Annotated in this window: 12 protein-coding genes and 1 other RNA gene; all 13 read right to left on the reverse strand. The window is 27.9% G+C overall.

All coding sequences use genetic code 11. The features are described 5' to 3' along the window. Positions 1–63 precede the first annotated feature (63 nt). On the reverse strand, positions 64–1479 hold the full coding sequence (locus B2694_RS09105) for a hypothetical protein (protein WP_346885454.1): 1416 nt from the start codon (positions 1477–1479) through the stop codon (positions 64–66). Next, the gene (locus B2694_RS09110) at positions 1460–2824 is read right to left on the reverse strand and encodes a hypothetical protein (protein ID WP_346885455.1); all 1365 of its coding nucleotides are present in this window, start codon (positions 2822–2824) and stop codon (positions 1460–1462) included. Before B2694_RS09110 ends, B2694_RS09105 begins: the two co-directional genes overlap by 20 nt. 19 nt (positions 2825–2843) lie before the next feature. Beyond that, positions 2844–4052: a glycosyltransferase gene (locus B2694_RS09115; protein WP_346885456.1), complete on the reverse strand. Its 1209-nt coding sequence runs from the start codon at positions 4050–4052 to the stop codon at positions 2844–2846. Beyond that, positions 4049–5251: a glycosyltransferase gene (locus tag B2694_RS09120; protein ID WP_346885457.1), complete on the reverse strand. Its 1203-nt coding sequence runs from the start codon at positions 5249–5251 to the stop codon at positions 4049–4051. Before B2694_RS09120 ends, B2694_RS09115 begins: the two co-directional genes overlap by 4 nt. Before the next feature lies 1 nt (position 5252). Next, positions 5253–6377: a non-hydrolyzing UDP-N-acetylglucosamine 2-epimerase gene (wecB, locus tag B2694_RS09125; RefSeq protein WP_346885458.1), complete on the reverse strand. Its 1125-nt coding sequence runs from the start codon at positions 6375–6377 to the stop codon at positions 5253–5255. Positions 6378–6379: 2 nt separating this feature from the next. After that, positions 6380–7486 (reverse strand): NAD-dependent epimerase/dehydratase family protein, encoded by a 1107-nt coding sequence (locus B2694_RS09130; RefSeq protein WP_346885459.1) that lies wholly within the window; start codon positions 7484–7486, stop codon positions 6380–6382. After that, positions 7486–8508, reverse strand: coding sequence for a nucleoside-diphosphate sugar epimerase/dehydratase (locus B2694_RS09135; RefSeq protein WP_346885460.1), 1023 nt, complete (start codon positions 8506–8508; stop codon positions 7486–7488). Before B2694_RS09135 ends, B2694_RS09130 begins: the two co-directional genes overlap by 1 nt. A 23-nt stretch (positions 8509–8531) precedes the next feature. Next, the gene (locus tag B2694_RS09140; protein WP_346885461.1) at positions 8532–9731 is read right to left on the reverse strand and encodes a glycosyltransferase family 4 protein; all 1200 of its coding nucleotides are present in this window, start codon (positions 9729–9731) and stop codon (positions 8532–8534) included. 35 nt (positions 9732–9766) lie between these two features. Then, positions 9767–10429: a sugar transferase gene (locus tag B2694_RS09145; RefSeq protein WP_346885462.1), complete on the reverse strand. Its 663-nt coding sequence runs from the start codon at positions 10427–10429 to the stop codon at positions 9767–9769. A gap of 648 nt (positions 10430–11077) precedes the next feature. Then, on the reverse strand, positions 11078–11521 hold the full coding sequence (locus tag B2694_RS09150) for a hypothetical protein (protein ID WP_346885463.1): 444 nt from the start codon (positions 11519–11521) through the stop codon (positions 11078–11080). A 16-nt stretch (positions 11522–11537) separates the two neighbouring features. Continuing rightward, positions 11538–11930 carry a hypothetical protein gene (locus B2694_RS09155; protein WP_346885464.1) on the reverse strand — a complete coding sequence of 131 codons (393 nt, stop codon included), beginning with the start codon at positions 11928–11930 and terminating at the stop codon, positions 11538–11540. Positions 11931–12016: 86 nt separating this feature from the next. Next, positions 12017–12253, reverse strand: a complete 237-nt coding sequence (locus B2694_RS09160) for a hypothetical protein (RefSeq protein WP_346885465.1) — start codon at positions 12251–12253, stop codon at positions 12017–12019. A gap of 492 nt (positions 12254–12745) precedes the next feature. Continuing rightward, an RNA gene (gene rnpB, locus B2694_RS09165) (RNase P RNA component class A) lies at positions 12746–13153 on the reverse strand. Positions 13154–13382: the final 229 nt, after the last annotated feature.

Below are 13382 nucleotides of genomic sequence, written 5' to 3' on the forward strand. Positions count from 1 at the left end.
TTTAATCTCCTAATTCAAATATTTTAAGTTTATTCTATGTTAATATAGTTAACTGTCATTTCTCTATTTTAATAATCCACCTAAAAATTTTACTTCCTTTAATATTCTTTTAGCATGTAACCCAAAAATAATAAGCGCTACAGGGCAATAGATTAATAAATTGGTAGGTGTTGGTATAAAGTAATTTATAGCAATAAATATTATAATAATATAAGTCATGTTATTTCTATTATCATTACTCCAATTGTTTATCTTAAATAACTTTCTTTCAGTATATATTGTAATTAAAAAGTATGATAAAAGATAAGCAACAACAACTATACCAATACTTTTATTAAAATAAAATCCAACTGAAGTTAATATCATCATTAATCCTAAACCAATTATATTATTATAAAAAATTTGTTTTTCTAGCCTAAATACTTTATAAAACAGAGTTATTAGCATATTATTTTTTATATTAAATAGTATTACTGGAAATAATATCATTAAGAATTCTAATACTAAAGAATATTTTGGTATTATATATATTATAAAAAATACTGCTACATAATAAGCTAATAAAAGTATTCCAGAAATATCATTTAGTATGTTATTCAAGCTTTTGTAGATACCTTTTAATTTTTTAGTTTCTATTCTTCTCATCATAGGATATAAAACTGTAGAAATTGATACTATAGTTTGTAAAACTAATGAAAGCATTGAGGTTGCAAAAGCAAAATATGAGAATTCCTTTATTCCAAAATTTCTTTCAATAAAGAACTTTATATAGTTACTCATCATCATAGAAATAATTGCTGAAAACATTAAAAAGAATCCAACTTTAACATTAGTTATAATCTCATCTCTAACTTTATTTAGCTTATATCTTTGACCAAAAACTATTTCTTTACAGTTATATGAAAAGTAGCATATAACACAAATTCGAGCAATAAAATCTGCACATATATATATTTCATAATTATTTATAGGTAACACTAATGTAAAAACTATAAATGTGACTAATAGTATTCTCTCTAATGATATACCAATAGAATACTGCTTGAACTTACCAGTTATTTGACAAATATGTATAAAAAACCCTTGAATATTAAATAAGGTTATATTTACTGCAAATCCAATATATACAAATAAATTAGGGCTATCTGAAAACAACCATAATAGAGTTAATATCATAGCTAATGATACAAGTATTGTATATATGATCAGATATTTAAATTCAGTTCTGAATAACTTAAAATCTAAATCTTCATATTTATATCCACCATATCTTAAATTTACGCCATCAGAAAAACCAAGTATAAAAAAACCACAGTAGCTAGTATATAATACGAATAACTGCCAATATCCAAATCCTTCTGTAGATAATTTCATGGGTAAAATAAAAGTTAGCATCACACCTAATATTAAAACCAATAAATTAGACGATGAAACTTTTAGTACATTTCCTAGAAAGCCACTATTTAATATTTTTTTCATTTTTTAAACCTCTAAATTTAAAAATTGGAATTTCTAATTTTTTTCTTTCAAAAATTTTAGTTATAAACCAAATAAACACTAATCCAAAAAATGCAACACATGTAGTTGGAAAATTAAATATTTGATTATTAGCTGACATATATAAAAACATAGTTCCAAATAACGTTAATATGCATAAAGCAATGGGATTATTAGTTTCAATAAAAGATAACCATATATTAGCAAATACATATCCTATAATAAACATAACTCCTATTACTCCAACAAAAGAAACATCGTTTGCAAACCACAAATACATAGTATGCCAGTTAACTGTAGAACTCCATCCGAATTCTTCTAGTTTTACTAAGTACGTTCTTGAATATAAGTCTATACTCAACATTTCTTTGGAATTAGCCATTAAGAAATTAGAAAAACCAATACCATAAGTAGATGTAAAAGGTAAATTCAGTGCCATTGAAAGTGCATAATATCCCTGACATAAATAAGTACTAACTATTAAGATCATATTAAATATACCAGTAGGTAATATTGATTGTAATATACTATTTTCTTTTACTTTCATTCCTGCCATTATGCTACCTAAAGAATGTCCCACATTATCAGATATTCTACTGCTAATATTATTTGTAAAATATACCAAGAAAATGATAATAGCCAATACTGATGCACTTATTATAATTTTATTTTTTTTAAAGAATTTCTTCATATTTACTTCTCTAATATGTTTAATCTTCTTTAAGAAAATTACTATAAAAATAATAAAAAACAAATCAAATATACCTTTGTTAGTCCCCTTTAATATCCACTTAGACAATTCAAAAAATACTAAAATTATAAATGTTATCTTTGCATGATATTTTAGATGTTTAAAATAGTAAGTACATAATGGTATTACGCAATAAAAAGCAGGTGCAAGTAATACATTGGTCCAAATTACTAATTTAAAATATATGTTAGACTTAGGCTTATATGAATAATAAAATTTAGCTGGATTCTTAATAGCCTCTATTAATGTTTGAAATAGGTTATCAATTCTAACATCAAAATCCAAAAAAAATCCACACAATGTTATGGCAAGTAGTATATATAAAAATATAGTTAATATTTTTATTATATTAATGTCGTATTTACTATAATCAATATTAACATACTTGTGTTTTCTAACAGAAATAAAATATCCAAAAAATAAAGCTAAATTTAATATTATTAAATATGAATAAAATTTACCTGGATTATTTATATTCCACTCCCAAGGTGATATTGCAAACAACAAAATTGTAAATGTTGAATATGCAAGTACTGTGAATATCGGCAAATATTTTATTGAGGTTTTTTCTTGCATCTAAAAAATCTCCTTTTCTCTATATTGTGTTTAAAAAGTCACTTAGTCGATTACCCTGTTTTAAATTATTTTTTTCGTTTAAAACAAATTTTCGAGCACTATCTCCTTTTTTTGAAAGTATATTTTTATCATTATTAATCATAAATTTTATTGCATTTACAATTCCATTTTCTGACTCATCCTCAATATAATATATATAGTTATCATATTCTGAAGGAATTCCTTTTAAACGCGTAGTTAATACTGGTCTTCCTGTTAACATATATTCCATTGTTTTTGAAGGAAAAGAATATTTAGTATATTCTTCATTGGTTGGTCTAGGATTAACTAAACAAAAGGCTTGCTTTTCTATCTTCATTAGTTCATCATTACTTATACTACCTTTATAAAATATATTTTTATGTTTTTGAGAAATTTTTTCTATGTAATCTATTTGATTTCCTAATCCAAAAAGCCACAATTCATATTTAGAGTCTATTTTAGTAAATGCGTCAACTAACGTTCTTATACCATACTGTTCTTGTAACCCTCCAGCGTAAATAAACATATTTTTATGCTCAGGGGTAAATTCATCTTTATTTTCTTTGTAGGGTACTAGTCCCTCAATAATTACATATGGCTTATTCATAGTATTAATAAGATCATTAGTTTGTTTAGTGATTAATATAAACCCACTTACTTTATATTTTAACTTTTCATATACTTTTCTACAAAATTTTATTTTAAAACTTTCATTGTTGACATTTTCCAACTTTGCCATGTAATTATATACATCTAATACACTATACACTATAGGGGTTTTAAAAAACAGATTACCAATATGAACGGCTATGATTTCTGAATAGTACGATCCATCAATAATAATAACTTTATCCTCTTTAGCATTTTTAATATTCCAATAAACTATATATATCAAAGATTTTAATATGATAGTTAAATGTTTTATACCTGGAAAATTTAAAAAACCTAACATTAAATATGTTTTTTTACCTTCAATTCTTTTACTTCCTTTAAAATACTTATATGAAAACGCATTTTTTGAAATAGGAGCTCCAATTAATGAAGTTACTTCTTTTATATTTCTATCTTCACTTAGTCCATCAATTAACAGATTATTATATTTTGCTATAGGTTCTAAACTATTTGAATTTTTACTTACTCTTCTTTTTATTATTTCTTTTATCCTAGCAGGATCTACTGCTGAAGATATATATAGCACTTTTTTCATATTTTATCCCTACCTTTTTCATAAAGGTCTACATATTTATTATATGCATGATGTTTATCATAAACTCTAGATTGTTTAACACATTGCTCACTAGATAAATTTTTTTTACCTAAATCTATAATTTTACTTACTGCTAAATCTATATTTCCTTTTTCAATAATTATTCCACAACCCTCATTTAAGCTTTCTCCACTTCCACCTGTATTAAAGGTTATAACTGGAGTACCACATGCAAGTGATTCTAAGTTAGTAGTTGGAAAATTATCTTCTAAAGTAGGATTTATAAATACATCTGCAGTGGAATAAATTTCAGCTAATTCTTGTACATTACTAGTTCTTGTTATTCCTATAATAGAGTTAGGTAGTTCATTTTTTTGTTTTTCTGTTACACCAACAATAACAACCTTATAACCAAAGTTTAATTTTTCTGCTAGTTGAACTAAATATTTTAAGCCCTTTCTTTCTTCCCATACACTTGCTACACCTAGAATTACAAATTTATTTTTAATATCATACTTATCTCTAAAATTACCTTCTACTGGTTTAAAAACATCCAAATCTATACCATTATTAATTACTTTAACTGGATATTTTCCTAAAAAAGAATCTTTTACTAAATCACCTAACCATATAGATGGTGTAATAATAGTTACATTTTCTAAGGAAGTAAATATTTCTTTTTTCTTTTTATAATTCCATTTAGTATTATCAAGTAATTTAGATGATGGATATGTTCCCTTTTGCTGACAATCAATACATCCTACTCTCCACTTTTCACATTGAGCATAATCAAAATATGCACAGTGCCCTGTAAATGCCCAACAATCATGAAGAGTCCATATAACCGGCTTATTTACTTTTTTTAAATATTCAAATAGCATTTCTATATTAATATAATATCCATGTATATTGTGAAGATGGATTACATCTGGATCATATGCTTCAACCTTTTTTATAAATTCTTTAGTAGCTTTAGTAGATCCAAATCCATGCTTGTCAAATATTCTTGTTTTAGCTACATGCATATAATTATCCAGATTCGTACCTATTTTAATAGATTTTATACTTTCTGGTGCAGTACCACGACCATAAGCTATTAAACACTCATGGCCTCGTTCTTCTAGTACTTTATAAAGATCTGTAGCTATTCTTCCAGTACTTCCAAATCCACATACTGAATTTATCTGTAAAATTTTCATTTTATTTTCTCCATATAAATTTATTTATTACTGATGTATATCCTTGAATAGCATTTACTACCTTCATTCCTACATTTACATCTGTATAATCATAAACTTTTACTGTTTCTTCACCTAATGATTTTTGCTTAACTATAACTTCCATTGCTTGAGTTATGCTATCAAAAGTTATTCCACCAAGAACTATTGAACCTTTATCAATGGCTTCTGGTCTTTCAGTGCTTGTTCTTATAGATACTGCTGGGAACCCCATGATATTAGACTCTTCTGCTAAAGAACCACTATCTGATAATACGCAGAAAGCATCCTTTTGAAGTTTATTATAATCATAGAATCCAAAAGGCTTTAATTGTTTAATATTTTCATGGAACTTGATACCTTTATCTTCAATTCTCTTCCAACTTCTAGGATGAGTTGAATAAATTATTGGCATATTATATTCCTCAGCTATAGCATTTAAAGCATCTGTTAAACTTTTAAAGTTTTCATCATTATCTATATTTTCTTCTCTATGAGCACTTACTAATATGTATTTACCTTTTTCTAAAGATAATCTATCTAAAACATCACTAGCATCTATATTAGGCATATACTTTTTAAATACTTCTGGTAATGGTGACCCTGTTACAAAAGTATATTCCTTTCTCATACCCTCTGATAAAAGATATCTTCTTGCATGTTCTGTATATGCTAAATTTACATCACTTGTGCAGTCAACAATTCTTCTATTTATTTCTTCAGGCACATTTTGATCAAAGCATCTATTTCCTGCTTCCATATGGAATACTGGAATTTTTAACCTTTTAGCTGAAATAGCACTCAAACAACTGTTAGTATCACCTAGTATTAGTAGTGCATCTGGTCTTTCTTTAACTAATATCTTATAGCTTTCAGCTAATATATTTCCCATGGTTTCACCTAAATCTTCTCCCACTACCCCTAGGAAGTGATTTGGTTCTCTAAGCTCTAGCTCTTTAAAAAACACATCATTTAAAGTATAATCCCAGTTTTGTCCTGTATGAACTAATATATGTTCAAAGTATTCATCACACTTTTTTATTGTCTCAGCTAATCTTATAATCTCTGGTCTTGTTCCAACTATAGTCATTACCTTTAATTTTTTCATCTCTATACCTCCAAGAATATTGTATCAGGAACCTGAGGATCAAAAACTTCATTAACCCACATTATGGTTACCATATCATTATCACCAGTGTTAACAATACTATGAGTATACCCTACTGGAATATCTACTACTTCAAGCTTTTCTCCACTAACTTTATATTCTATTATTTCTTCACTACCAATTTTTCTAAATCTAATAAGTCCAGTTCCACTGACCACAAGAAACTTCTCATTTTTTGTATGGTGCCAATGGTTTCCCTTAGTTATACCTGGTTTAGATATATTTACAGATACCTGACCTCTATCTGGACTCTTTAAAAACTCAGTAAAGGAACCTCTATTATCTACATTCATCTTTAGAAGATAACTAAATTCCTTCTCTGGCAAATAACTAAGATAGGTACTATATAACTTCTTAGTAAACCCATCCTTCATATCTGGAACCATTAAATTCTTTCTACTATCTTTAAAGGAATTTAAAAGTTCTACTATTCTTCCTAATGTCACTTTATGCTCTACGTCTACTGAAGCATATCCAATTACTTCTTCATTAGATTTCATAGAGTTTATAAAGCATCTTACTACATCATCTATATAAACTAAAGTCATTTCTTTACTAGGATCTGATACCCACACTTCTTCACCCTTGGCTATGTTATTACAAAAAGTAGCCACAGCAGAATTATAGTTAGGTCTACACCATTTACCAAAAACATTTGGTAATCTATATAGGAAAACTCTTGCTCCTGCAACTTCCTTGTATTTTAACAATTCTTCTTCAGCCATTTTTTTACTTTTACCATAAGCATTATCTAGCTCTGCTTGAATAGATGAAGTTATTAAAATAGGAGTATTTTTATTGTTCTCTACTAATAACTCTATTATCTCCCCTGTTAACCCTGAATTACCTTCAAAGAACTCTTCTTCCTTTTCAGGTCTATTTATTCCAGCAAGGTGAAAAATAAAGTCTGAAGTTAATACCCCTGACTTTAACTCTTCTTTAGAATTTTCTTTATCTATGGATAGTATTTCATATCCACCTATTTCTTTTAACTTTTCAATTAGATTTTTACCTACGAAACCATTTGAGCCAGTTACTAATACCTTCACTATCTATTCCTCCATGCTTCCAATTCTTCTTTAATATAATCTAGTGTTAAAAGTTTCGCTTTTACTTCTTCTACATTTAAAAGTTCCGTATTATTAGAGTTATATTCTTCAAGTTGTGTTCTTTCTTCATTTCCATCAGTAAAGTACTTATCATAGTTTAAATCTCTTTTATCTGCTGGTACTCTATAGAAATCTCCCATATCCATAGCATTTGCACATTCCTCATTAGTTAAAAGTGTTTCATACATCTTTTCTCCATGACGAATACCTATTATTTTTGTTTCAGATTCTACGCCAAATAACTCTTTTACTGATTGAGCTAAAACTTCAATTGTGCAAGCTGGTGCCTTTTGAACCATAATATCTCCACTTTCTGCATTTTCAAAAGCAAAGGCAACTAACTCTACAGCCTCTTCTAAACTCATTATATATCTTGTCATCTTTGGTTCTGTTATTGTAAGTGGCTTTCCACTCTTTAATTGCTCTATAAATAGAGGAACAACTGAACCTCTTGAACATAGAACATTTCCATATCTAGTTCCACAGATTAAAGTCTTCTTTGGTGAAACTGTTCTTGATTTAGCTACAAAAACTTTTTCCATCATAGCTTTAGAAGTTCCCATAGCATTTACAGGATAAGCAGCTTTATCTGTAGATAGACATATTACCTTTTTTACTCCTGCTTCTATGGCTGCTGTAAGTACATTATCAGTTCCTATAACATTTGTTTTTACTGCCTCTAAAGGGAAGAACTCACAACTAGGAACTTGTTTTAACGCTGCTGCATGAAATACATAATCTACATCATACATGGCAGCTTTAATACTTTGTAAGTCTCTTACATCACCTATGTAAAACTTTATTTTACTATTATTATATTTTTTTCTCATATCATCTTGTTTTTTTTCATCACGAGAAAAGATACGAATCTCACCAATACCAGTATTTAGAAATTTATCTAATACTGCATTTCCAAAGGATCCTGTACCCCCAGTAATTAATAATACTTTATCTTTAAACATAATTAAAACGCCCCCGTTTATATTCATTTTGTAATTACATTATAAAACTTTCGAGTTACTTTTTTTCTTTCATAACATGAATTAAATACAGTTCTAACATTAGAACAAATTTCATCATATAACAGTTTATTATTTTTTATATTATATATAAATTCCGTAATTTCCTTTGATTCATTACTGCTAAATTGTCTTCCTAAATTATATTTGTTAACCATATTTCCTATTTCGCTATCTTTGTTCATTATGGCTATTAGTGGCTTTGCCACTGACATATATGTGTATGTTTTAGATGGTACGCCTAGTCCTTCTATACCTTTCTGCAAAGTAGTTATAAAAACATTGGCAGAATTTAGCAGATTGTTATACTCTTCTCCATACATATAATCGTAAACTTCAACGTTATGTAAACTTTCATTTTTCTTAGCTTCTATAATATAGTCCCTTCTATTACCATTGCCAACGAATATAAATTTTATTTCTTCATCATCTTTTAATTGCCTTGAAACATCTAATAAAGTATCTACATCATGAACTTTACTTATATTACCCGAGTAGACTATATTAAATTTATTTTCCATTACAGAGTTCATGAAGAATTCACTACCTACGTTTTTTTCATAAGTTACTTTTGAGTCTGCCCAGTTTGTGACAATTTCTATTTTCTCCTTGTCTATACCTTTATTTACGATTACCTGTTTCATGTCGCTTCCCAAGGCAATTATTTTGTGGGCATTATTATAAACTTTATTATTTATACGATTCATAGCCTTAGATATAATACTATTTTCCTTTATAACATTAAGTTTCTCTGCTACATCAGGATATATATCGTGAACAAGGTATATATATTCCTTTTTTTTAAGTTTCTTCATTATATATCCAATATAAGGTACCAACGGCGGATTAGATACGAATAAAATCTTATCATAATCTTTTTTAAACAACAAATTTATAAACACATTCCATGTAAATACAGCATAACTAATTATCCTTTTATATTTACTATCCCTATCTCCATCAGTGGTAAATATACGTTTTATATTGATGCCTTTATACGTTTCATATTTATCCAATTTTTGTTTTTCTTCCCTACAACCATTTTTCGTAGTTAAAACATCTACTTCCAATCCATATTCCACAAAATCCTCTGATAACTCTGTTAATATTTTTTGTGTTCCCGTTTTGTAAGGATAAAAAAACTCTGATACAACTACTATTTTCATTCTACCACCTCTAATACTTGCTATAGTTATTTTAATTATCTAGCTCCATCTCCTGTAAAAACCACTGCAATAGTCCTAACCAAAACTTTAATATCTATCATAATGCTTCTTATTTCTATATATTCTATATCATATTTAAGCTTTTCTTCTGGTAATAAATCGTAGCCACCATTTACCTGTGCCCAACCTGTTAAACCAGGTTTTACAGCTAGTCTATCTCTAAAGTTTGGTATAGTCTTTTCAAATTTTCTATAGAAAAATTCCAACTCTGGTCTTGGTCCTACTACACTCATATCGCCTTTTAAAACATTTAACAATTGTGGTAATTCATCAATCCTAGTTTTTCTTATAAATTTACCAAAGGTAGTAATTCGACAATCATCCTTGCTTGCCCACTTAAATCCTTCAGATTCTGCATTGTAAACCATAGATCTAATTTTATACATAGTAAATTCCTCATTATTAATCCCAACTCTATTTTGAGCAAATATAGGGCTTTTAAAATCTTGGAAAAATACTATGAGCATTGATATTATAAGTATTGGACTAGTAACTATAATTACTATTATGCTAAATACAATATCAAACCCTCTTTTTAATAGATTATAAATAAGTAAATTTGATTTCTTTTCGGTATAATCTAAATTTTCTTTATAATTTACATTAATTTCTTCACTATGCAAGCTTGCCTTTTCCATAGTTCTTACCTCCAAACAAAATAATACTAAACTTCCCTTATATAATATACGATATTAAAAGAGACATATTACCTATAACACCATATATTTCATTTCATCTTCTGTAATGAGTTTTATTTTCTACATTTTATTTATGTACAACCAATAAGCTTGTCTAATTTTTAGACTCCTCGAATCTTTGTTAACCTACACAATTACTACCTTTCGTTAACAAGAACATTTTATTTCTGTCGTTACTCAAAAAATTATATCACAATTTATAATAATTTGCCATATATTTTACTGTTTACCCTCGGGGTTATATCCAAATATATCCTTTAATTAAATCTTTTATACAAATTTTAATATATTTATAACAATGCTATATTTCTATGTTTTTATATTCTTAGCTTTTTATGTTTTTATGTTCTTCCCTATTCAAACCCTTCATAAGACTATGATTTAACCTCCTAGGAAAATGCCCTTTTCTTTATAAAAATACATCTTAATTCTATCATTGATTTAAATAAATTCCGTTTAATTTTTTTGATTTTTTTATAGTTAGAATTATTTTTTCATAAAGCAAAAGACTAGGATTGGGGGACATCCTAGTCTTTTATGGTATATACAAGCACTATGAGGCATATATTTAGTGCTTGTAGGAAATGCTTATTGTTTATTAGATTTTAGGGGTTTTTTATTTACTATTATTAATAAACCTACAGATACTATTGCTATTCCCACAAATATTATTTTTATGGAATCTATTATAACCTTATCTTTATCACTACCTTCTTCCATAGCTACATCCTTTGATGAAGCCTCTACGTCATAAGGGGTATATTTCTCTGCAATTTGGTTCATTAATTCATCTATATTGTATAGTTTACCATTTTCGAAACCTAACACTTCCGCATTGTTACTAAAAGGAATTGCAAACTCCTTATTATCCATATTTATGTAAATAATATTAGTAACATATAAATCTGTTCTGACAAATTTCATTTCATCTATGTTTTTTATTCCATTATCCTCAAGAAGCTCTATTATCTTTTCTTTATCTAGTAAGAAGGAATATCCCTCTGTAGCTAGTCCATCTGAAAAACCAGCCATGGACCAACCTTCACCTTCAGTCTTTTTTTATAAAGTTAACTAAAAGAGTTTTGTTATCCTCTTGAAAAGCTGGTGCAACCCACCTATACTCATCTAAAATATTCTTTTTAAACTCCTTGTTTTCTTTATAGTGTTTTACAATATCACTATCCTGAAGGTTATATATTTTTATAAAGCTTTCCACTTGAAAATATGGTACCTTCTCTATCTTTAATATATCTTTTATCTCTTCTGAAGCTTCATCTAAAATACCCTCTATGCTACCTCTATCGGAAGATACCTTCAATGATTCTTCACTTAATAATGTAGATACATCTCTATCCCCATCTACGGCAAAAACTGTTATTGATGAAAATAACAGAACAATTATTAATGATAAGTTTAAAAATTTTATACCTATACCCTTCATAAAATATCCCTTTCCTTTGAGTTTTTAGTAAACTCTATCTTCCATAAACAGTTTCTTCATATTTTCTACTATTGTAACTTCCATCTTTAAATGCTTGATATGAACACCAATGGGTAGTTGCATCCGTCTGCTTGAGTTCTAGTAGAGCTTGGATTCACAGCTTTTCCTGCCATTTCTCCCGATGCTGCCCAGCACCATTGTGTTTTTTGTTGTCTTATAACTGGCACTCCTACATAATACCAATTTTCCGCAAAAGCTACCGTTGTCATTGAGAAAAGAAAAATAGCTAGTAAGAATATACTTAATAGACTTTTCTTTTTCATTATTATAACCTCCCCTTAAATAATATTATTAAAGATTAAAATCTTTAATTTCAATTAAGTTTTTTCATTTTGTAAATCTATGTAACTATTTTGAAACCAAATTTGAAGTTAATTGTTTCATTTTCATGCAATTTACTAAATTTTCTTTATATTACTATAATATAACATATTTAAGAATTAGAAAACTTCATTTCACTTCATTTAAGGCTATTTATGTAAAATAACCTTATTTCCCTATATATTACTACATTTTTGTAACTATTTTAAAGATTTTCACTAATTATTTTTATTGTATGATACATTTTATTTTATACTAAGTTTCATTTTGCAAAAATATATTTTGCCTTCATAAGGTTAACACTCACTTTTGCTTAAAAATAAAAATCTTATCCTTTCTATTTGAAAGAATAAGATTTTAAAAAGTTAATTCTTCACGATTTGTTCAAAAATGCTAAAATAAAAACACTAAGTTCATACCTTAGTGTTTTTAATGGATCGAGTAAGTCTATAAGCCGAGTTCTGTGTTAGACAATCATCTATCTAGGCCCATTATTACTAATGGGCTCAAGCGATACACCCGGGAACGGGACGGGCAGCCCCATAATGTTCCGCTTTCGATCTTGCTCCAGATGGGGTTTACATAGCCGCAAAGTCGCCATTGCGCTGGTGAGCTCTTACCTCGCCTTTCCACCCTTACCTTAAATTAAGCGAGAGTCTAAATCTAAGATTTATTCCCTCGAACTTATGCATTCTAACAAGTTAGAATGTATTCCTTAAGGCGGTATATCTCTGTTGCACTTTCCTTAAAGTCGCCTTCACTGGGAGTTACCCAGCACCCTGCCCTATGGAGCTCGGACTTTCCTCTCCTGATTTCTCAGCAGCGATTGTCTGGCTTACTCGCAAAATTAATATTAACATAAATCTTTTATCATTGCAACGCCTTTAAATTTTCTATTTTTAGTTATAATACCCATATATGAAACTATTTAACTATATTAATAGATAAATATAAACCTATATACCTATGTTTATATTTACCTATGAAACTATAGAAAATTTTAACTATATACCTAGTTAAATATATAAAATTTAAACTAGTTAACTATTTAAATAGTTAACTAGCATTCCT

This window comes from Clostridium sp. UBA4395, assembly GCF_002390995.1.
Classification (GTDB): Bacteria; Bacillota; Clostridia; order Clostridiales; family Clostridiaceae; genus Clostridium_J; species Clostridium_J sulfidigenes.

Coding starts and splice junctions, on each gene's coding strand:
- B2694_RS09105 (WP_346885454.1), bottom strand. CDS start 1,479: ATGAAAAAAATATTAAATAGTGGCTTTCTAGGAAATGTACTAAAAGTT.
- B2694_RS09110 (WP_346885455.1), bottom strand. CDS start 2,824: ATGCAAGAAAAAACCTCAATAAAATATTTGCCGATATTCACAGTACTT.
- B2694_RS09115 (WP_346885456.1), bottom strand. CDS start 4,052: ATGAAAAAAGTGCTATATATATCTTCAGCAGTAGATCCTGCTAGGATA.
- B2694_RS09120 (WP_346885457.1), bottom strand. CDS start 5,251: ATGAAAATTTTACAGATAAATTCAGTATGTGGATTTGGAAGTACTGGA.
- wecB (WP_346885458.1), bottom strand. CDS start 6,377: ATGAAAAAATTAAAGGTAATGACTATAGTTGGAACAAGACCAGAGATT.
- B2694_RS09135 (WP_346885460.1), bottom strand. CDS start 8,508: ATGTTTAAAGATAAAGTATTATTAATTACTGGGGGTACAGGATCCTTT.
- B2694_RS09140 (WP_346885461.1), bottom strand. CDS start 9,731: ATGAAAATAGTAGTTGTATCAGAGTTTTTTTATCCTTACAAAACGGGA.
- B2694_RS09145 (WP_346885462.1), bottom strand. CDS start 10,429: ATGGAAAAGGCAAGCTTGCATAGTGAAGAAATTAATGTAAATTATAAA.
- B2694_RS09150 (WP_346885463.1), bottom strand. CDS start 11,521: ATGGCTGGTTTTTCAGATGGACTAGCTACAGAGGGATATTCCTTCTTA.
- B2694_RS09155 (WP_346885464.1), bottom strand. CDS start 11,930: ATGAAGGGTATAGGTATAAAATTTTTAAACTTATCATTAATAATTGTT.
- B2694_RS09160 (WP_346885465.1), bottom strand. CDS start 12,253: ATGAAAAAGAAAAGTCTATTAAGTATATTCTTACTAGCTATTTTTCTT.